Raw genomic sequence first — 18,066 nt, 5'->3', positions numbered from 1 at the left:
TCAGCTCACGCCGATCGTGCCGGCCCGCACCACACCGAACGCGGGCGGCACCAGGTCGGCCGTGCCGCCGTTCAGCAGGGCGTCGGTCACGTTCGCCACCGCGTCGGACGCGTCATAGGCAATCTGGAGCAGTTTCGAGTAAGGCAGCGTGGCACCCACCGCGAGCCCGCCGATATAGGCCGCGATCGCGTCCGTCACCGCAGCGCTCGCGGTCTGCGGCACCGTCCCCGGCGCCAGCACCAGCGTCATCGACACGTTCGCCGCCACCACTCTCGGCCCCTGCACCGCGAACCGCGTGCCCACCGGCCGCACCGCATCCGCCGCCTGGCCCAGCGTCGCCAGCAGGGATGCCGGCGGATGGCCGGTTCCATCATCGACCGTGACAATGAAATTGCCCATGCTGGCCGCCCCGGTCTGGTCGACATTCTCACTGATCGTCACCGAAAGCCCCTGCTGCACCCCGGCCACGGCCGCCTTGATGGCGCCGGACGTCGCGCGCGAGAGGCTGGAGAGATAATTGTCGAACCGCGCCTTGAACGCGGCGTCGGTCTCCGCGTCCACACCGCCGCCCATCGATGCCGCATTGCTCACCGTATCGATCCCGGCGATCGCCGTGGTCAGCAGCGAAATCGCCCCCGCCATGACGTTGCCGGCCGCCCCCGGCAGCACCGCGCTCACCGGCAGGTCGAGGGAGGCGACACCCGCCGCCAGCGTGTATCCGCCTTGCGCCGCCGAAAAACCCGGGTTCGCCGGGTCCGCCGTCACCGCGAAACTCTGGCTGCCATCGGCCGTCATCACCGTCGCGCCGACCGGCACGAAGGCCGATAGCACGGGTGCGAACCGCGCGAAGGTCACACTGCCGGCGCCTGCCACCGCGGGCAGCCGGGCAAAGCCGAAATCCGCGCCGAAACTGTCGCAGTCGGCCCCGGTGCTGGTGGAAAGCCGCGTGGTCAGCAGCACCTGCACGATCATCCATTGCAGCCAGAGGCCAAGGGAGGCATTCGCCTCGATCAGCGCCCGCAGGACCGACCCGACGGTCAGGTCCAGCGCCTGGCTCGCCGCCCCCTGCAAGGCAGCAGCCATCTGCTCCACCATGGCGGTGAAGCTTTGCAGCGATAATTGCATCGGAATTCCCTGTGCTGATCAGACCGGACCCGGCAGCGCCAGCACGCGCGCCCGTCCCGTCGCGGCATCCTGATAGGCGATGGTCATCGTCAGCCCGCCCGGATTGCCCTGGCTGACCGTGATCTGCGGCGGCGGCGCGCTCGCCACCCGCGCCTCGCGGCGCAGCTGCGCCCGCGCCAGCGCGCCGGCAGAAGCAGCCGGCCCCGCCGCGCCGACGAACTGGCCGAGCCCGGCGCCATAGGAAAGCTGCCAGAGATACCCGCCGGGATTGGTCAGCAGCCGCCGCAGCACACGCTGCTCGGTCAGCGCCGCCGCCCCGGCCAGCGCGAGGTCGCCTTCATTGCCAAAGGCGAGATCGCCGCCGAATGTCAGTGCGAGATCCGCCATCACACCACCGCCGAAGTCGTGCCGGTCGACCCGCCCTGCGGATCGGGATGGGTGTGACCGTCATAAGCCTGCCGCAGCGTGTCGAGACTGCCATGCGTCCCGCTTCGGTCCGAAACCTCGCCGCTCACCATCAGATCCCCCTCGATCGAAACCGTCCCGGCTTTCATCGCGATCGTCCCGTCATTGCGCAGCCGCAGGAACGAGCCGCTCTGATGCACGAGCCACAGCTCGCCCACCGCGGCCTGCGGCGCCGGATCGCGGTCCGACCACAGCCGGCCGAGCACCACCGCCTGTTCGGCATCGCCCTCCTGCCCGAGCACCAGAACCTGGTCCCCCGGCGACAGCGGCGCCGCCATACCCCAGCCGGCGCCGACCCATCCGGCCAGCACCGGCAGCCAGCCCGAGAGCACGCCCTCCGGCTGCAACGTCACCCGCGCCGCGTAGGCGGCCGGATCGAAGCTCGCGACCACCGCGAACCGCGCCTGCGCCGAAAGCCCGTCGAGCGCCGCCGCCCGGCCTTTCACCGCGTTCCAGAAATGCTCCATCATGCCGCCCGCATCGCCTCGAAATGTTGCAAGAACCCGATCCGCCCGTCGATCACCCGCTCCACGCTCCGCACCACATACGCGCCATCGAGCGCGGTCTGCGTCCCTTGCAGCAGGATCCCCGTCCCCGGCATCATCGCCGTCTCGCCCGGCATGCTCGCCTGCAACCGCACCGCCTGCGCGGCCAGCGCCGCCTGCGCCGCCTGCGCGACCCGCTCTGCCTCGCCCTGGGTCAGGTTGGGACGGATCAGCGTCGTCCCGCCGGAACTGCCGGCGCTCGAATTGAACGCCGCCTTGCTCTTCGGGTTCCAGCTCCGCACCGTCACTTTCGGGCTCGCCAGCGCCAGCGCGCTGTCACAACCCAGCGTCAGCAGGTCCCGCCCATAGGTCAGCAGCATCGGCGCGCCGGCCGGCGGCGGCGCGAAATTCAGCGTCGTCCCCGTCACCGAAAGGCCGAACTGTTCGCGCGCCGCCAGCGCGGCCAGCAGATCCCACCGCGTCGCGTGCCGCGAATGCAGGCCGAGCCCGGTCTGCGCGTGCGCCAGCTCGTAATACTGGCCGATCCGCGTCGTCGTCGCGTCCACGTTCGCGGCAAGCCCCGCCTGGCCGGCAAACGCCGTCGCGACCTCGCTGGCCGTCAGGTTCGAGAAGGTCTGGTCCACCTCGGCATCGATCAGCCGCGCGGCCAGATCCCGGCCGCTCAGGATGGCGGCGCCGAGATCGAACCGGATCGCGACATTGTCCACCTGGCCGGTGACCAGCGCCGTCCCGCTGCCGATGCCGGCGGTCACCACCCCGCCCTGCAACGCCGCGAACCAGGCCGCGCCGCCCGGCACCGCGCCGAGCGCGAATTCGAGGGAGAAACACGCCGCCTCGAACGCGCCCGGCTGGCGAATTTCCAGCCGCTCCAGCCCCGGCAGCGGTGCGCCGTCGAGCGTCGCGAACGGGGCGATCGCCCGCACCATCACAGCCTCAGACACGCGGCACCCCGCCACCCGCATTCGGGTCAACCGGCGGCAGCACCAGCGTCACCAGCCCGACCAGCGCAGGGTCGGACAGCCCGTTGAGCTGCGCGATGCGGATCCACTGCGTCGCATCGCCCAGATGCCGCGCCGCGATCTCACAGAGATTGCCACCCGCGACCGTGATCGTGATCGTCGTTGTCCCGCTCATGCCGCCCCCCATGAAGCGTTGCCGGCGGCGCGGCCGAGATAGGCGGCTGCCCCGCCCAGCGCTGCGAGCGACAGGCTCGCCGTCCCCATCGCCTGCAACGCCCGCGTTGCCGCCGAGGCGCCTGCGCTCGCGCCGAACCCGCCCTGAGCCGCCGCCAAACCGGTCTCCGCCGCACGCAGCGCGCCGCCCACAATCCCCTGCGCCGTGGCGATGCTGCCGGGCGCCGTCACCGCGACCGGGCCGAGCGACAGCCCCGCCAGCCCGGCCAGGCCACCGGCGCTGACGAGGTCGAGCCCCGCCTGCGCCAGCGCGTCCGGCACCGCCGTCACCAGGTTCTGCGCCTCGACCAGCTCGATCGAGAACGGAATCCACCAGGGTTTTTCGTAAACCGCGACAAAATCCGCGATCACCACCTCAAAGGCGAAGCCGCTCCAGGCCAGCGGCAGGGTCGCCCCCGCCCGCCGCGCCACATCGAGCAGCTGCGCCCGCGCCTCGGCATCGGGGCCGGAGAAGGTGCCGGCGAAACGGATGATCCCCGCCGCCGCCCCGAGCGTGTCGATCACGCGGCCGCCGCCCACCAGTTCATGCACCGCCAACCGCTGGCTGCCGCCGAACTCGATCGTCTGCGGCACCTCGAAATCCCGGAAGGCAACGCCGCCCAGCGTCACCGTGATAGCCGCCATCTTCCGCCTCCCGCTTTCAGAATCCCGGCTTGCGGCCCGGGAACACCGGCGACAGGCGCGCGTCGAACCCGGTCACGCCCGAAGGCGGCCGCCGCGCCTCGTCGCCGAACAGCCCGCCGAGCCAGCGGCCGAGATCCATTCGCTCCGGCGCCGCGAACCGTGCCGCTGGCCGCGCCGGCGCCGTAGCCGCAGCCAGCCCCGCCGCCTCGGAACGGATCGCCCGCCCGGACACGACCGGCGCTACCGGCCGCGCCGACGATGCGGCCGACCCACGCGCCCCATGCGAGGCGCTCAGCCCGGAACGGCCCAGCACCATTTGCGGCGCCACCTTCCGGCCCGCCGCAGCCGCGATACCTGGATTACCTGCGCGCAGGGGCTTGCGGACCAGCGGCACACCATGCGCCACCGGCCGCCTCGACCATCCCGCCGGAACCCGATGCGCGGACAGTTGCACACCCGCCGGCCGGATCTCCGGCCCCAAGACATGCATCAACCGCCGCCCCGACGATCCCGCCGACACCCGATGCGTGGACAGCCGCGCGCCCACCGGCCGGATCTCCGGCCCCAAGCCATGCGCCACACGCTGCCCCGCCAGGGCCATGCCCCGCAGGCTGGCGCGCGGCGAGGAATGATGACGCGCATGCCATGCGCGCCGCATCCGTTCGGTCGAACGCCGTGCGGCATGATGCCACCCACCCCGCAACATCGCGGCCGTACCGTCCCGAGGACGATTTGTCGGGAACGCCCCCGGCGCCTCATGCAGCACGGACATCACCGCGCGGCGCATCGTCCGCGCCACCGACGGCAGCCGCCGTGGCGCGATCCGCCCGAGCCCGCTCCGGCCAAGCCGGGCGAACCGCGCCCCGGCACCGTCGCGCCATGTCATTCCTGCACCCACGCCATCGCCTTCCAGTCGAATGTCAGCCCGTCCAGCTCCCCGCACGCGACGACGAAAGCGATCCGCTCCGCCTCGCCGAGCGTGAAGGCCACCTCGAACGGCACCCCGCGCCCGACCAGGTAGAGACAGTCGATCAGCGCGGGGTGCCGGCTCAGTTTCCCGCGAGCGCCCTCACCGTGCCGGCATCTTCCGGCTGCAACGCCGCCGCCGCCGCCTCGATGCCCGCCTCGCCCAGCCGCTCCACGGCGTTTTCAACCGCCGCCTCGCTCGCCGGAAACGGCAGCGGCACACCATCGATCGCGCCGACCGACGCCGCCAGCGAGGCGACGCCGAGATACGCCTCGTTCATCGACAGTTCCGGCCCGAGCGCCTTGAACAGGCGCAGCCGATCGAGCATCGTCAGCGGCCGCAGCGCGAGCAACCGCCCGCGCGCGTCCTCCACCTCCGCCCCGCTCATACGCGCCTGCGCGTCGAGGCGAAGAAGTCGAGCTTCTGCGCCACCGGCATGTCACCGCGATACACGCCCGCCGAGCCGAGCTTGAACACGACCCCGTCGAACTGGTAGGTCGAGGTCGATCCGTCAGTTTCATTCACATATTGATAGAGCGTTCCCGGCGGAATCGCCTGCCCCGACAGATAGGCCTGCTCGATCTGCGCCATGAAATCATCGGTCGCCGAGCTGCCGCGATCGAGCAGGAAACTTCCCTGCCAGCCCTTCGGCAGTTCGGCGCCGAGCTGCACCCCGTCGAGCCGGTCGACGCGCACGCTCTGCGTCACCTGGCTCACCTCGAATCCGGTCACATGGGCAAGATCGACCCGCCCGAACGGACCCATGACGACGATCTGGCAATCATTGCCAACGGTAAACGTGTTATATGGCATCTGCTACCTCACACCGTGCCCTGGGGCAGGGTCTGCTGGCTGACCTGCACGGTCTGCCCGCCCTCGACATTGACGATGAACCGCTCGTTGATCGCCTGGTACTGCACCTGCACATCCGCCTGCACATAGCCAAGCCCGGTGCGGGCCGGCGGGTTGTTCGACGCATCGCACACCACGGCGAAGGGCAAGGCCCCGTTGGTGGTCCCGAGCATGCCCTGGCCGAGCATGGTGTTCAGGAAGGCCAGCAGCGTGCCGCGGATGCGGCGGAACAGCGTCTCGTTCACCAGCTGGCCGACATACTGGCCCATCCCCGCCGACAGGGTCGCGGCGATGTAGTTGGTCATACGGGTATAGTTATCGCCGTTGGTCGCACTGTCGGACGAGGCGTTGAACCCGCCCCGCACGCCCCAGAACGCCCCGCCCGGCTGCGGATTGGCGATCACGTCGATCCCGGCCGACATCAACGCCGAAAGATCGGCCGAGGAATAGGTGCTGGTGGTGCCCGTTACGGCGCGCCCCGATTTCTGGCTGCCGACGACGCCGTAGAGCGGCTTGTTCAGCGCGCTCTGCTCCGGCGAGAGATTGGCAAGCCGCCCGGCCGCAAAGCTCTGCGGCGAGACCAGGCGAGTCAATCCGTTGGCCTGATCGTACCACCAGATCCAGTCGCCGAACATCACCTTGGCGGCATAGGAATCGATCCCCGCCGCCTGTTTCGCCGCAACGGCGCCGGCAATCGTGTCACCCGGTGGCCCGGCGAGGATCATGTAGCAGCCTTCCTCGAGGCCGAAGGCAACGGTCGGGCTCCACTGCGTCGTATCGTCGAGATCGGCCAGCACCGCGATCCCGCAGCCCTGCCCGCGCAGCGCATACATCCCGCTCCGCGGCAGCGTGTCCTGCCCCACCAGCGACGCCGCGGTGAGCCCGCTGGCGCCGTCGCTGCCCGGCGTGCCGGCCGAGAACGGATAGATCCCGGCGACCGGCGGAAACGCCGACGTGCCGGCACTCGCGACCACCAGCTCCGAAGCGCCGCGCAGCGGCCCCGTTCCGGCATTGACCGCATTCGCCGCCGCCTGCCAGAACGCCGCCCCGATGCCGGCGATATTGTCGAACACCTCCGGCGTGCGCCCCGGCAGCGCCACCGTCAGCCGCCAGCTATTCGCCGCCGCCCCCGCCGAAACCGTCACCGTGATCGCATTGCCGAGCGATCCGGTATACAGCGCCGTCAGCGTCAGCGCGCCGAGAATGGACACCGAGGCCGCGGTGTCGGTGCCGTCGCTCACCCGCACGCAGCGGAAATTCGACGCCCCCTGCTGCACCGCCACCGCCACTGCCGTGCCCATGTCGTATTGCCGCGCCATCACCGGCCCGAAGGATGCGGCATACTCGCCCATCGAGCCGACGATCATCGGCTCGCCTGTAGCCCCCCAGGATGCCGAGCCGACCACGCCGAGCACATCCGTCGGCACGCCGTTGAGCAGCAGCGTCTGCGGCGGCACGATCTGCACATAGAGGTCGGGAACGATCAGCGCCGTCGTGTTCAGCGCGCCTGCCTGCGAAATCGGCATGCCTCAGCCCTCCGCCACGACCCGCACGACCGACCCGGCCTGGGCGGACGCCAGCACTGCGGCGATCTTCGCCTCGTCGGCAATCGTGTCGCCCCGCCGGAAGCCCTCGAACGGCTTCACCACCACCAGTTTGATCTTCATCGTCTCTCCTTCAGCCGGTCATGCCGGCGATGAACGCGCCGTCCGCCGCGATCCCGCCGACCCCGAACAGCATGGCCGGCGTCGTCATCGCCTCGGTGGTCGGATATTCGGCGTCGTAAATGAGGTCCCGCCGGTACAGCCCGGCATCGATCGACTTGTCCGTGGTCTCGGCGCCGACAAAGCGCAGCCGTGCCGCCGCGCCATCGGCGAGGCCGATGAACTGCGGCGCCGCCAGCGCGGGATCGATCACCGCCGCCGCCGCATCCCGCGTCAGCGGGTCCGGGCACCACAGCGAAATTCGGAACGGCTGCACCTGGCGCTTGATCTCCCGCAGCGCGACGCCCCCGGCCACGACGCGGGCGATCATCCCGCGCGCGGCCGGCACGCTCAGCGTCGTCCCCGCGTAAGTCACCAGCCATCCCGCCGCGCGCAGCAGGGCGGCGAGGTTGCTGGCCACGCTCGCCGGGGTGTCGCGCGCCTGCACCGCATAGGGAAATATCGCGCCATCGACGGCGATGCCGGCGAGCTGCCCCGCCGCACACTGCCCCGCGAAGGTCGCCGCCCCCGCCGCGACGCTGACCGACAGCGTCGCCGGCACCGGCGCCACCTCGATCCATTCGCGCGGATAGCGCGTCACGTTGCGCACACCCGAGGGCTCGGCAAACACGGTCGCGTGCATCGCGCCGCGCGCCAGATCCGCCTCCAGCGCCGGCGCGTTCGGCATGCCGCGATAGACCCGGCACGTCACCATCCCGTCCGGCCCCGCGATCGCCGATGCCGCCGCCGTTCCCCCTGGATAGGAAGCGGTCGCGATCAGCGAGACGATCGCGTTCTCGACATCCTGCTGCCCCGCCATCAGACGATGCTCGCCGAAAGCACCAGCCGCCAGACGCCGCCGAACAGCTCCGCCTGGTCGATCACGAACTGCCGCCCGCGCGCATCGCGCACGATATCCGCGACCTCCGGCGAAAGCCCGTCCACCGCCGCAACCGCGGCGACATATCCCGGCGCGCGCGTATCATCCGGCAGCCCGGCCTCGCCATGCCTGCCGCCCCGCGCCGACAGCAGCGCCGCCGGAAATCCGGCCAGCACCCCCTGCGCCCCGGCGCCGAGAACCGCCCCATAGGGATTGATCCCCGGCACCGCCGGGGCCGCCGGCCGCCAGATCGACAGCGTCTCGTTGCAGCGCGCCGCCAGCGCCGGCGCCGGCGGTTCGTTGCCGACCACCAGAAACGTCCCGGCGGGTCCAACGACATAGTCGCCGCCGCGCACATAGGCCTGGTCGAGCACGAGTTGCCGGTAAGGCAGGCCGAGCGGTGCCGGCCCGCGCACCGAGCCCGAAACCGGCAGCACCAATACGCCCAGCCGCACCAGCCGGTTCGCTGCGACAATCGGGCACGCCCCGTCGCGCGGCCGGTAGGCATCGCAGATCAAGCCCGCCTTGCGTGCGGCCATGCCGCCGCTAAAGGCGATCCGGTCCGCCAGCCGCGTTCCATCCATGAAAACCTCAAACGATCAGGGTGATGCCATCCGACGAGCCGAGCGCCGGCCCCGGCGGCAGGCCGAGAAACCCGCACAACCGCCGCCGCCACTGGTCGAACAGCGCGGTGCGGTCGCGCACCTCGTTGGCATTGTGCTGCCAGCCCGCCGCCGCCTCGGTATCGAGATTGCCGCTCGCCTCCGGAATCGCCTCTTCCAGCGCGGCAAGGGTGGCGAGATGGTTCACGACCACCGCCACCTCCGCCGGCGCCAGGTTGTTCATCCGGTATTCGAGCGTGCCGTAGGCCTGGAAGAACCGCCAGGACTGGACTCCCGCCGCCCCGGCGCCATAGGCCGGATAGCCGCAGAACCGCCGCACATCGACCTTCTGCGCCTCGCTCAGCGTGCCGGGCGCGCTCGAAACACTGCCCGACATGTCAGTAGACCGAGCCGTCGCCGCGGGTGAAATAGACCGTGCCGGTGCCGGAGGCGAGCACGGCGCTCGCCTCGCTCACCAGCCGCCCGGCATCGATCAGCAACCGCCCGCCCGGCGGCAGCGGCGTATCGGCCGTGCTCGCCAGGCTCATCCCCGCGGTGCCGAGCCGCACGAACGCGACCGCGGCGGCAGCGTTATAGACGAGCAGGCTCGACCCGCCGCCGGCAAGCGCGGTCGAGGCCGCGCTGGTCGAGGCCGCAACCGCCGCAGTGCCCGATGGCCTGAAGGGAAGCGAGGATCCGATTGACATGTTCGCCCCCTCCTCAGCCGATATGCTCGATCATCACCGCGCGCTTGAAGTTGGAATTGGTCGCGGTCGGGACGGTATTCGGCGTCGTCGTGGTGTCGGACGGCGCGCAGAACCCGCCGATCCAGTACCAGGACTGCGCGATGATCTGCTGCAGCCGGTCGATCGGCTCGCGCGTGACCATGGAGACACCGTCGATGATGTTCACCAGCGCGTCCTTCGGCGCGACATCCTCCGCGCCGATGCCGGCAAAATCCGCCTCGATCAGCGCGCCCTTGCCGCAGACGATCGGCCGGCGGATATACAGCCCCGCCAGCGTGGGGTGCGACTGCACATAGGCCTCGGTCGTGGTGATGAACCGCAACCCGAGGAAATCGTTGACCATGCCCTGGCGGAACACCGCATTGCTCGATGTCGCCCCCTGGAACAGCTGCCGGAAATCCGGGTCGGCGAAGAGCTGCCGCGCCGAAACCGGATCGAGATAGCAATTATACACACCATCGATTTCCGGCACCGCGTTCTGCCGCAGCGTCGCCACTGCATCGAGCAGGGCGGACATGGTCAGCGTGTTGGTCGCCTGCAGCGCGCTGGACGTCGCCGCCCCCTGCGGCCTGACGATCGCACTCGCCGTCGCCGCGCGCACCGCATTGCCGGCGGTGCCGTCGCTCACGCTGATATCGTTGGAAAACGTCAGGGTTCCCGAAATGCCGCCCGGTGCCGACGATGCGTTGTTGACATCCGGCGTCACGCCGATGAGCAGATACGTATTCGCCCCGACCGTCACCATCAGCGGATAACTGCCCGAAACCGCCGTCTGCACGCCGTTGACATACACCGTGGTGAAGCCACGGATATCATCCACCTCGATGCTCGGCGCGGCACTCGCCAGCGTGATGCTCACCCGCGTATTGCCGCCGAAATAGGGCGCGAACAGCGCGTTACGCGCCAGCTCGTCAAGGCTGCGGGCCGCCTGCTCGCCATTCGTCGCGGCATTCTGCAGGAATTGCGAGGCGATGCCGACCCGGCTGGTCACCATGTTCAGATCCTGCGTCGCCGCATAGAAATTCAGCGTCACGGTATATTGCTCGACACCCCAGCCCTGCGGCGTCAGCCCGTTGTCGAGATTGGTATTCGTCGCGGCGGCCAGCGGCGTGGTGACCGAGGGCTTCAGCCCGGCGCGGGTCTTGGTCAGCGTCTCGCCGATGCCGACGGCGAAGCTCTCGCGATCGGCCACCATCCGGTAGCCCAGCCGCGAGCGCAGTGCCTGCTCGAATTCGCGCTCGAGGAAGCCCTGCTGGATGATCGGCTGCAACGAGGCGGGAAAATTGGAAATACCCATGTCGTGTTCCTTCTAGATAACGCAATTCGCCGCACTCCGGCGCGCGGAGCACGGTTTTCTGACAACGAGTTAGTTCTTGAGTGCGGCCGGCTTGGAGCACGCGCCGATCAGATCACTCCATCCGATCGGATGATGCTACAGAGCACGTTCCGATCGGATGATGCTCTAGCCGCCGGCGCGGCGCAGCAATTCGGCGCGTGCCGTGCGCCATTCGGCTTCGCTCAGCTCGGTCGCGTGGCGCGCCCGCGGCGGGTCCGCCCGCGGCACCGATGCCGTCGATGACGATGACGACGCGCCAAACAGCCAGGGCTTGTCCCGCCTCAGCTGCACCATCAGTGCAGCGGCATCCGGCGCCACACCCTCCTCGGCCGGCGCCATTGCCGCCGGATCGATCAGTCGCAACCCGTCAAGATCGATCATGCCCGCCTTCACCGCCTCGATCCTGAGTTCCGCCCGCCTGAGCCGCTCGGCGTGTTCGCGCCGCAGCGCCTCCATCGCCTGCTCGGCCATCATCGCCCTAGCCTGCCAGTCCTCCGGCGCCGCCGGCGGCTCGTCCGGCAGCCCCTCGTGCTCCGCGAATTCGTCGCTCATGCCTCGTTCCGTTCCTGTTGGTCCCCCTCATCGGCGATGCGCGCGAGTTCCGCCGCCGCATCCCCGATCACATGACTGGCGGCGAGACTCTTCACCGCCGTCTCGCGCGACATCTGGCCGACATTGACCAGCGTCGCGATCGCCTGCGCCTCCTTCAGCCGGTCATCGGCCGAGGCGGCATACCAGCGCGGCCAGCGCAGGCTCAGCCGCAGGTCGGGGTCGACCCGCGGCACCGTCCGGCCCATCACCTTCACGTCGAACCGCACCGCCGCCCGCAACGCCATCCGCAGCAGCGGCAGCAAGCCGCCCTCGCCATAGGCAATCCGCAGATTGTCGGCGAGCCAGATCAGCCCCTGGTTCATCAGCTCCAGCGCCCGGCCCGATTGCGGCGCCGTCAGCCGGTCGGCACTGGCGCGGTTGCCATGCACGCTCTCCAGCGCGAACTCGCGCAGCGTGCGCACGTAGTCGATCACCGCGGCCGAGGCCGTGCCGCCGATCTCCAGCAGCTTGGCATCGCCCTTTTCCGATACGATCAGCGCATTCCCCGCGCCCTTGACCATCTCGCGGTCGGTCGTCGCCGGCTCCTTGATCAGCAGCGTCGGATCGGAGGCATATTTCAGCCCGCGCCCCACCTGCGACAGCTGGTAGTCGATCTCGATGGACGTCTCGATCGCCGCGCTGAAGGTGCAGGCGCCATCCACCCCCTCGCCGCCCGGCAGGTTGCGGATCCAAACGATCGGCACGAAGCCTAGTCCATGCCGCACGCTCCGCGCCCGATCCGGCGCGGCCGGCAGTCCGGCACCCACCGGCACCGGCTCGAACCAGGTCTCCGCCTCCGAATCCCAGCGCCGCTGGAACCAGTAGGTCTGGGCCGGATCGATCCCCTCATAGCCCTGGCCGATCAGCTCCGCGCCCCGCACCTTGTAGAGCTCGGTCACCTGTTCCAGCGTGTCCGGCGCATCCTCCCGCCATCGCGGCGTGAGATACTGCGTCGCCATCACCGAACAGAAGAACCGCCCCTTCAGCACCCGGAGCAAAATCGCCACCGAGCCCACCGAACCGCGCAGCGCCGCGTCGATCATCACCTCGTTCAGCCGGCACTCGCCCAGAAGGTCGGCCAGCAGCGCCTCGATCGCAGGCTCCGCGCATTCGACGGCGGGAAAATGCCCCGCACTGAACAGCAGCGAAACCGAATCCTCCACCACGATCCGGCACAGCCCGTACCGCACCGAGGGCCGGCGTGCCCGCAGCGGCACATACTCGCCCGCCCCGTTGCGCTCCTCCTGGAACGCATAGGGCAGCGCGTCATAGATCGTCCCCTCCAGCACCCGGTGATAGATCTCCAGCCGCCGCGCCCGCGGCGCGAGGTGCGGATCGGCCGGAATCGTCTGGCAGATCGTCTCGAACATGAATTCAGCGCCCCATCACAGAAATCTTCGTCATCCGCGCCGCCGCCGGCGCCTGCCCGAGCGTCGCCTCGGCCCGCGCCAGCGCATCCACCTGGTCGTCCTTCTCGCCGCTGGGAAAAATCCGCAGCTCGGCCACGAAGGCATCGGTCCAGTCGGCGCGCAGCACCCGCGTCTTGCCGGCGCCGATCCGCGCCGCCGCCGGCAAGGCCCGCGTCTGTTTCGATCCGGATTCCGGGCTGGCAATCACCGTGAACCCGTCCAGCACCCGCCGCAGATGCGCCACCTGCGCCACACCAGCCTGCCCCGGGTCCTGCGGCAGCGCGATCGTTGTGCCCGGCCCGTCCGCCTCGGCGGTCGCCCGCAGCAAGGTCTCGACCGCGGCCGGCCCCGCCCGCACCCGCACCACATCGAGCACGACATGCGTGCCATCGGCGACCAGTCCGAGCTTCAGCCCCACGGTCCAGTCCGGGTTGCCGCCGGCAGATGCCGCCGTGGCCGCCAGGTCCCAGGCGCGCACGGCGCGCAGGACCGACGGCGCCGCATCGGCGAAGCCGATCCGCTCAAGCTCGAACAGCGTCCCGCCATCGCGCATCGGCCGCTGCTGGTAGAGTGCCGCGAACACGCGCTCGCCCACCGTCGCCCGCCGGCGCGCGATCTCGTGCTCATCCTCCCAGTCAGGCCAGAGCGCCTCGCCCGGCATCCGTCCGAGCGGATCGTCGGCCTCCGCCAGCGCGGGCAGCCGCAGCACCGTCCAGCCGCCATCCCGGGCCATCAGCCGCCCGGCGAGATCGTCCTCATGCCAGCGGGTCATCACCAGCACGACCCGCCCGCCCGGCTTCAGCCGCGAGAGCAATTCGGCGCGATACCAGTCATACAGCGCATCCCGCGCCGCCCGGCTGTCCGCCTCGGCCCAGGATTTCACCGGATCGTCGATCAGGATCAGATCCGCCCGCCGCCCGGTGATCGGCCCGCGCACCCCGGCTGCGAAATATTGTGCGCCACCTTGCAGCGAAAACCGCCCCGCCGCCCGATTGGCCGGATCGAGACGCAGGTCGAACCCGTCGCCCTGCTCGCTGATCAGCATGCGCAGGCGGCGGCCGAAATGCCCGGCGAGCGACGCCGTGTGGCACGCCGCGATCACCTCGCTCTCCGCATGGCGGGTGAACCAGAATGCTGGAAACAATACCGAAGCGTAGGTCGATTTCGCGGCCCCCGGCGGCATCTGCACCATCAGCCGGTCCACCTCGCCGCTGGTGACGCGCTCCAGCACGTCGATCAGCGCAAGGTGATGCCGCTCCGGCCGCTGCCCGCGCGGCGCCAGCATCGTCATGCAGAATTGCCGGAACTCCGAAGCCGGTTCCGGTCCTGCATCTGTCCCGCCACAGCGCCTCATCCACCGCGCCGCGCACAGAACCGCATCATGACGGCAGGGATAGCCCAAAGCGGGGCGGGTGGGAAAGAAGAAAAACTCTATGTTAGAATTTTTTGTGGCCAGTACATTCGCGGCGCTGGCGCCGGCTCACCGGAAGCCGAACGTCACACCCATTTCGCCGCGGGCGGCAAAGGTTCCACTCGTCGGCTCGTAGACCCCGTTGGCGGGTTTCGTCCCGGCATAGTTGAAATGCCGCATCTCCAGCCCGGCGAAGGCGTGCCAGACATCGTCGAGCCGCCAGTCCGCGCCCAGCCTCACTTCCTCCTCGCCGCTGGCGCCGAACCCGCCCGAAAGGCCGAGCGCCGGGGTTGAAACCCCGCCGCCCAGCACGGCCAGGCCCTCGGCCGCCGCCGAGAGCACGAGCCGCCCCGAGGCCGCGTAGTCGAGTTTCGCGCCAACCCCCGCCAGCACCGCGTGATAGAAACTGCCATACCCGCCGCTGCCGCCAATATTGCGCGACCAGCTCTGATACCCGAGCGCGACGAAGGGGATCACGCTCGTCGCCCGGCCCAGCGGCACCGCGGTGCCAAGCTGCACCTCGACATGATTGAACCGCGCGCTGTCCGACTGGTCATAGGGTCGCGGCACGCCGGCGCCACCCTGGAGATATCCCTGATATCCGAGCGCCCCGCCCGAGAAATCATACACGACGCCGGTATAGATATCGGGCAGCCCGAACGCCGGCCCGAGCCGCGAGACTCCGGCGCTGAACCCGGGCAGCACGCCGCTTTCCCGATCGATCCCGCCACTCTCGCGATAGGTATATCCGCTCGCCGTCACCCCGAGCGAGATCCTGGTCTCGCTCGCCACGATCGCCGGGTTCACCCCGTCGGCGCGGGCAGCGACGACCGACGACGCAACGCCCAGCGCCACACCCAGAACGAGGAGAAATTGTCGCGTCACGCCCGCCATCACAGTCACCCTTGCGCCACGCATGTTATCGCATGGATGACTGAACGTATCCTTAACCGCACCGCAGGGCTGCAATTCCGGTAATTGTGTTACCTCGGCGCCACGCTCGCCGCAGTCCGCCGCGCGGCGCGCACCTGCCCCTCAGTGAAGCTGGAACATATGCGGGCTGCGCATCTCCCCGGGCGTGATCAGCGCGGCGGTGCCCACCCGCACCGAATGCAGCCTGCCCTCGATCTGCCGGCTCCAGAAATCGAGGAACTGGTGCAGCACCGGATAGCGCGGCGCGATATCGAGGTCCTGCCAAACGTAACTCTGCAGAACGCCCGGATGGTCGGGCAGGTGGTAGAGAATCTCCGCGGTTGTCAGCCGGTATCCCTCGAGCTGTCGGCTCATCATCATGGTCTGTCTCCGTCGCGCTGTCATTGGCGGGCCGTGGCAGTCCGCTCCTCCAGACCATGACGATGCCATGACAGCCCCGGGGTTTGGCAAGAAAAATATTTCTTATCAATACTTTAGCACTCATCATGGGCAAGTGCTGCCGGGCTTGACATCCTCCGCCCGTAACCCTATCCCTTTGGCACTCTCCCGGAGAGAGTGCTAGCAAGCATCCGGTGCCTATCGAAAGGGCCGGCGCTGCTGAGCCCGATACTGTTGCAACAGACTTCTGAAGTCAGGAGCGAGCCACATGAAATTCCGTCCCCTGCACGACCGGGTGGTCGTTCGCCGGCTGAATGCCGAGGAAAAGACCGCCGGCGGCATCATCATCCCCGACACCGCCAAGGAAAAGCCGATGGAAGGCGAAGTCATCGCCGTCGGCCCGGGCGCCCGTAACGAGACCGGCGCCATCGTCGCGCTCGACGTCAAGGCCGGCGACCGCATCCTGTTCGGCAAGTGGTCGGGCACCGAGGTCAAGATCGACGGTGAAGAGCTGCTGATCATGAAGGAATCCGACATCATGGGCATCATCGAGGGTACGGCTTCCAAGAAGAAGGCCGCCTGATCACCCCCGGTTTCCCCTCCGATATCGTATAAAGGAAATTACTCATGGCTGCTAAAGACGTCCGTTTCGGGGCCGACGCCCGCGAGCGCCTCATTCGCGGTGTCGACCTCCTCGCCAACGCGGTGAAGGTCACCCTCGGCCCCAAGGGCCGCAACGTCGTCATCGAGAAGAGCTTCGGTTCGCCCCGCATCACCAAGGACGGTGTGACGGTCGCGAAGGAAATCGAACTCGCCGACAAGTTCGAGAACATGGGCGCGCAGATGGTGCGCGAAGTGGCCTCGAAGACCAACGACCTCGCCGGTGACGGCACCACCACCGCGACCGTCCTCGCCCAGGCGATCGTCCGCGAGGGTGCGAAGGCGGTTGCCGCCGGCATGAACCCGATGGATCTGAAGCGCGGCATCGACAAGGCGGTCAGCGCCATCGTCGAAGAGCTCAAGAAGCGCACGAAGAAGATCACGACCCCGAGCGAAACCGCCCAGGTCGGCACCATCTCCGCCAACGGCGAAGCCGAGATCGGCAAGATGATCTCCGAGGCGATGCAGAAGGTCGGCAACGAGGGCGTCATCACGGTCGAGGAAGCCAAGGGCATCCAGACCGAACTCGACGTCGTCGAAGGCATGCAGTTCGACCGTGGCTACGTCTCGCCCTACTTCATCACCAACCCGGAAAAGATGGTCGCGGATCTCGACAGCCCGTACATCCTGATCCACGAGAAGAAGCTCTCCGGCCTGCAGCCGATGCTGCCGCTGCTCGAGAGCATCGTCCAGTCCGGCAAGCCGCTGCTGATCATCGCCGAGGACGTCGAGGGCGAGGCGCTGGCCACCCTGGTCGTCAACAAGCTGCGTGGCGGCCTCAAGATCGCCGCCGTCAAGGCGCCCGGCTTCGGTGACCGCCGCAAGGCCATGCTGGAAGACCTCGCGATCCTCACCGGTGGCCAGGTCATCAGCGAAGATCTCGGCATCAAGCTCGAGACCGTGACGCTGAACATGCTCGGCCGCGCGAAGAAGGTGCTGATCGAGAAGGAAAACACCACGATCGTCGAAGGTGCCGGCAAGAAGTCCGACATCACCGGCCGCTGCAACCAGATCCGCGCGCAGATCGAGGAGACCACCTCGGACTACGACCGCGAGAAGCTGCAGGAGCGTCTGGCGAAGCTGGCTGGCGGCGTTGCCGTCATCCGCGTCGGCGGCGCCTCGGAGACCGAGGTGAAGGAGCGCAAGGACCGTGTGGACGACGCGCTGCACGCGACCCGCGCCGCCGTCGAGGAAGGCATCGTCCCGGGTGGCGGCGTGGCCCTCGCCCGCGCCTCGCTCGCGATCAACAAGCTCAAGGCCGATAACGACGACCAGCGCTTCGGCATCGACATCATCCGCAAGGCGTTGCTCGCGCCGATGCGCCAGATTGCCGAGAACGCCGGTGAAGACGGCGCCGTGATCTCCGGCAAGGTGCTCGACAACGACGAGTACAGCTTCGGCTTCGATGCCCAGTCCGGCGAGTTCAAGGACATGGTGAAGGCCGGCATCATCGACCCGACCAAGGTCGTCCGCACCGCGCTGCAGGACGCCGCCTCGGTCGCCGGTCTGCTCATCACGACCGAAGCGATGGTCGCCGAGCGTCCGGAAAAGAAGGCCCCCGCCGGTGGCGATGGCGGAATGGGCGGCATGGGCGGCATGGGCGGCATGGATTTCTGATCCACCGCTCCAGGCTCCGGCCCGGAACAAGGAAAGCCGTGGGGGCAACCCCACGGCTTTTTCTATGG

Annotated in this window: 23 protein-coding genes; 2 read left to right on the top strand and 21 right to left on the bottom strand. The window is 69.0% G+C overall.

The features are described from left to right. The 21 genes from B7Z76_RS06215 to B7Z76_RS06115 form a co-directional block, all read right to left on the bottom strand. Positions 1 to 1,125, bottom strand: coding sequence for a baseplate J/gp47 family protein (locus tag B7Z76_RS06215; RefSeq protein ID WP_291342795.1), 1,125 nt, complete (start codon positions 1,123 to 1,125; stop codon positions 1 to 3). 18 nt (positions 1,126 to 1,143) lie between these two features. Next, a complete protein-coding gene (locus tag B7Z76_RS06210) occupies positions 1,144 to 1,512 on the bottom strand; it encodes a hypothetical protein (RefSeq protein WP_174503602.1) in 369 nt (122 codons plus the stop codon). Further along, positions 1,512 to 2,060 (bottom strand): phage baseplate assembly protein V, encoded by a 549-nt coding sequence (locus B7Z76_RS06205; RefSeq protein ID WP_174503601.1) that lies wholly within the window; start codon positions 2,058 to 2,060, stop codon positions 1,512 to 1,514. The genes B7Z76_RS06210 and B7Z76_RS06205 overlap by 1 nt, the downstream gene beginning before the upstream one ends. After that, complete coding sequence (locus B7Z76_RS06200; protein WP_236656348.1) at positions 2,057 to 3,037, bottom strand: hypothetical protein; 981 nt, start codon at positions 3,035 to 3,037, stop codon at positions 2,057 to 2,059. Before B7Z76_RS06200 ends, B7Z76_RS06205 begins: the two co-directional genes overlap by 4 nt. Continuing rightward, the gene (locus B7Z76_RS06195) at positions 3,030 to 3,230 is read right to left on the bottom strand and encodes a hypothetical protein (RefSeq protein WP_174503600.1); all 201 of its coding nucleotides are present in this window, start codon (positions 3,228 to 3,230) and stop codon (positions 3,030 to 3,032) included. The genes B7Z76_RS06200 and B7Z76_RS06195 overlap by 8 nt, the downstream gene beginning before the upstream one ends. Next, positions 3,227 to 3,913, bottom strand: a complete 687-nt coding sequence (locus B7Z76_RS06190; RefSeq protein ID WP_174503599.1) for a hypothetical protein — start codon at positions 3,911 to 3,913, stop codon at positions 3,227 to 3,229. The genes B7Z76_RS06195 and B7Z76_RS06190 overlap by 4 nt, the downstream gene beginning before the upstream one ends. Positions 3,914 to 3,929: 16 nt before the next feature. Continuing rightward, positions 3,930 to 4,811 (bottom strand): hypothetical protein, encoded by an 882-nt coding sequence (locus B7Z76_RS06185; RefSeq protein ID WP_291342791.1) that lies wholly within the window; start codon positions 4,809 to 4,811, stop codon positions 3,930 to 3,932. Positions 4,812 to 4,962: 151 nt separating this feature from the next. Further along, a complete protein-coding gene (locus B7Z76_RS06180) occupies positions 4,963 to 5,268 on the bottom strand; it encodes a hypothetical protein (RefSeq protein WP_174503597.1) in 306 nt (101 codons plus the stop codon). Then, positions 5,265 to 5,693 carry a hypothetical protein gene (locus B7Z76_RS06175; protein WP_174503596.1) on the bottom strand — a complete coding sequence of 143 codons (429 nt, stop codon included), beginning with the start codon at positions 5,691 to 5,693 and terminating at the stop codon, positions 5,265 to 5,267. Before B7Z76_RS06175 ends, B7Z76_RS06180 begins: the two co-directional genes overlap by 4 nt. Before the next feature lie 8 nt (positions 5,694 to 5,701). Further along, entirely contained in the window at positions 5,702 to 7,258 is a 1,557-nt protein-coding gene (locus B7Z76_RS06170; RefSeq protein ID WP_174503595.1) for a phage tail protein, read from the bottom strand. 3 nt (positions 7,259 to 7,261) lie between these two features. Then, positions 7,262 to 7,399: a hypothetical protein gene (locus B7Z76_RS06165; protein ID WP_174503594.1), complete on the bottom strand. Its 138-nt coding sequence runs from the start codon at positions 7,397 to 7,399 to the stop codon at positions 7,262 to 7,264. Between the two features lie 10 nt (positions 7,400 to 7,409). Beyond that, entirely contained in the window at positions 7,410 to 8,255 is an 846-nt protein-coding gene (locus B7Z76_RS06160) for a hypothetical protein (protein WP_174503593.1), read from the bottom strand. Beyond that, a complete protein-coding gene (locus B7Z76_RS06155; protein ID WP_291342787.1) occupies positions 8,255 to 8,899 on the bottom strand; it encodes a hypothetical protein in 645 nt (214 codons plus the stop codon). Before B7Z76_RS06155 ends, B7Z76_RS06160 begins: the two co-directional genes overlap by 1 nt. A gap of 7 nt (positions 8,900 to 8,906) precedes the next feature. After that, on the bottom strand, positions 8,907 to 9,314 hold the full coding sequence (locus B7Z76_RS06150; RefSeq protein ID WP_174503591.1) for a hypothetical protein: 408 nt from the start codon (positions 9,312 to 9,314) through the stop codon (positions 8,907 to 8,909). A gap of 1 nt (position 9,315) precedes the next feature. After that, positions 9,316 to 9,624, bottom strand: a complete 309-nt coding sequence (locus B7Z76_RS06145) for a hypothetical protein (RefSeq protein WP_174503590.1) — start codon at positions 9,622 to 9,624, stop codon at positions 9,316 to 9,318. 13 nt (positions 9,625 to 9,637) lie between these two features. Beyond that, entirely contained in the window at positions 9,638 to 10,960 is a 1,323-nt protein-coding gene (locus B7Z76_RS06140; protein ID WP_291342783.1) for a DUF4043 domain-containing protein, read from the bottom strand. Between the two features lie 165 nt (positions 10,961 to 11,125). After that, the gene (locus B7Z76_RS06135) at positions 11,126 to 11,551 is read right to left on the bottom strand and encodes a hypothetical protein (RefSeq protein WP_291342781.1); all 426 of its coding nucleotides are present in this window, start codon (positions 11,549 to 11,551) and stop codon (positions 11,126 to 11,128) included. Further along, positions 11,548 to 12,960 carry a phage portal protein gene (locus B7Z76_RS06130; RefSeq protein ID WP_174503587.1) on the bottom strand — a complete coding sequence of 471 codons (1,413 nt, stop codon included), beginning with the start codon at positions 12,958 to 12,960 and terminating at the stop codon, positions 11,548 to 11,550. The genes B7Z76_RS06135 and B7Z76_RS06130 overlap by 4 nt, the downstream gene beginning before the upstream one ends. Before the next feature lie 4 nt (positions 12,961 to 12,964). Continuing rightward, positions 12,965 to 14,290 (bottom strand): phage terminase large subunit, encoded by a 1,326-nt coding sequence (gene terL / locus B7Z76_RS06125; protein ID WP_236656347.1) that lies wholly within the window; start codon positions 14,288 to 14,290, stop codon positions 12,965 to 12,967. A 189-nt stretch (positions 14,291 to 14,479) separates the two neighbouring features. Further along, complete coding sequence (locus tag B7Z76_RS06120) at positions 14,480 to 15,304, bottom strand: hypothetical protein (RefSeq protein WP_174504849.1); 825 nt, start codon at positions 15,302 to 15,304, stop codon at positions 14,480 to 14,482. Between the two features lie 141 nt (positions 15,305 to 15,445). Beyond that, entirely contained in the window at positions 15,446 to 15,772 is a 327-nt protein-coding gene (locus tag B7Z76_RS06115; RefSeq protein WP_371808627.1) for an usg protein, read from the bottom strand. A gap of 217 nt (positions 15,773 to 15,989) precedes the next feature. Between B7Z76_RS06115 and groES the strand changes: the two genes are divergently transcribed. Together groES and groL are read left to right on the top strand one after the other, a co-directional pair. Continuing rightward, positions 15,990 to 16,304 (top strand): co-chaperone GroES, encoded by a 315-nt coding sequence (gene groES / locus B7Z76_RS06110; RefSeq protein ID WP_174503584.1) that lies wholly within the window; start codon positions 15,990 to 15,992, stop codon positions 16,302 to 16,304. 44 nt (positions 16,305 to 16,348) lie between these two features. Continuing rightward, on the top strand, positions 16,349 to 17,998 hold the full coding sequence (gene groL, locus B7Z76_RS06105) for a chaperonin GroEL (RefSeq protein WP_174503583.1): 1,650 nt from the start codon (positions 16,349 to 16,351) through the stop codon (positions 17,996 to 17,998). The last annotated feature ends 68 nt before the right edge of the window (positions 17,999 to 18,066 follow it).

The sequence above is a fragment of the Acidiphilium sp. 20-67-58 genome, from assembly GCF_002255515.1.
In the GTDB taxonomy this organism is placed as follows: domain Bacteria; phylum Pseudomonadota; class Alphaproteobacteria; order Acetobacterales; family Acetobacteraceae; genus Acidiphilium.
Note: the sequence above shows the minus strand (reverse complement) of the source record. Positions and strands in the feature narration are given on the sequence as shown.

What these genes read in the sequence shown, in the direction of transcription:
- terL (WP_236656347.1), bottom strand. Translation starts at nt 14,290, where the DNA reads ATGACGATGCTGGCGCCGCGCGGGCAGCGGCCGGAGCGGCATCACCTT.
- B7Z76_RS06165 (WP_174503594.1), bottom strand. Translation starts at nt 7,399, where the DNA reads ATGAAGATCAAACTGGTGGTGGTGAAGCCGTTCGAGGGCTTCCGGCGG.
- B7Z76_RS06215 (WP_291342795.1), bottom strand. Translation starts at nt 1,125, where the DNA reads ATGCAATTATCGCTGCAAAGCTTCACCGCCATGGTGGAGCAGATGGCT.
- B7Z76_RS06195 (WP_174503600.1), bottom strand. Translation starts at nt 3,230, where the DNA reads ATGAGCGGGACAACGACGATCACGATCACGGTCGCGGGTGGCAATCTC.
- B7Z76_RS06140 (WP_291342783.1), bottom strand. Translation starts at nt 10,960, where the DNA reads ATGGGTATTTCCAATTTTCCCGCCTCGTTGCAGCCGATCATCCAGCAG.
- B7Z76_RS06115 (WP_371808627.1), bottom strand. Translation starts at nt 15,772, where the DNA reads ATGGCATCGTCATGGTCTGGAGGAGCGGACTGCCACGGCCCGCCAATG.
- B7Z76_RS06210 (WP_174503602.1), bottom strand. Translation starts at nt 1,512, where the DNA reads ATGGCGGATCTCGCACTGACATTCGGCGGCGATCTCGCCTTTGGCAAT.
- groL (WP_174503583.1), top strand. Translation starts at nt 16,349, where the DNA reads ATGGCTGCTAAAGACGTCCGTTTCGGGGCCGACGCCCGCGAGCGCCTC.
- B7Z76_RS06120 (WP_174504849.1), bottom strand. Translation starts at nt 15,304, where the DNA reads ATGGCGGGCGTGACGCGACAATTTCTCCTCGTTCTGGGTGTGGCGCTG.
- B7Z76_RS06145 (WP_174503590.1), bottom strand. Translation starts at nt 9,624, where the DNA reads ATGTCAATCGGATCCTCGCTTCCCTTCAGGCCATCGGGCACTGCGGCG.
- B7Z76_RS06135 (WP_291342781.1), bottom strand. Translation starts at nt 11,551, where the DNA reads ATGAGCGACGAATTCGCGGAGCACGAGGGGCTGCCGGACGAGCCGCCG.
- B7Z76_RS06160 (WP_174503593.1), bottom strand. Translation starts at nt 8,255, where the DNA reads ATGGCGGGGCAGCAGGATGTCGAGAACGCGATCGTCTCGCTGATCGCG.
- B7Z76_RS06190 (WP_174503599.1), bottom strand. Translation starts at nt 3,913, where the DNA reads ATGGCGGCTATCACGGTGACGCTGGGCGGCGTTGCCTTCCGGGATTTC.
- B7Z76_RS06130 (WP_174503587.1), bottom strand. Translation starts at nt 12,960, where the DNA reads ATGTTCGAGACGATCTGCCAGACGATTCCGGCCGATCCGCACCTCGCG.
- groES (WP_174503584.1), top strand. Translation starts at nt 15,990, where the DNA reads ATGAAATTCCGTCCCCTGCACGACCGGGTGGTCGTTCGCCGGCTGAAT.
- B7Z76_RS06155 (WP_291342787.1), bottom strand. Translation starts at nt 8,899, where the DNA reads ATGGATGGAACGCGGCTGGCGGACCGGATCGCCTTTAGCGGCGGCATG.
- B7Z76_RS06170 (WP_174503595.1), bottom strand. Translation starts at nt 7,258, where the DNA reads ATGCCGATTTCGCAGGCAGGCGCGCTGAACACGACGGCGCTGATCGTT.
- B7Z76_RS06175 (WP_174503596.1), bottom strand. Translation starts at nt 5,693, where the DNA reads ATGCCATATAACACGTTTACCGTTGGCAATGATTGCCAGATCGTCGTC.
- B7Z76_RS06150 (WP_174503591.1), bottom strand. Translation starts at nt 9,314, where the DNA reads ATGTCGGGCAGTGTTTCGAGCGCGCCCGGCACGCTGAGCGAGGCGCAG.
- B7Z76_RS06180 (WP_174503597.1), bottom strand. Translation starts at nt 5,268, where the DNA reads ATGAGCGGGGCGGAGGTGGAGGACGCGCGCGGGCGGTTGCTCGCGCTG.
- B7Z76_RS06205 (WP_174503601.1), bottom strand. Translation starts at nt 2,060, where the DNA reads ATGATGGAGCATTTCTGGAACGCGGTGAAAGGCCGGGCGGCGGCGCTC.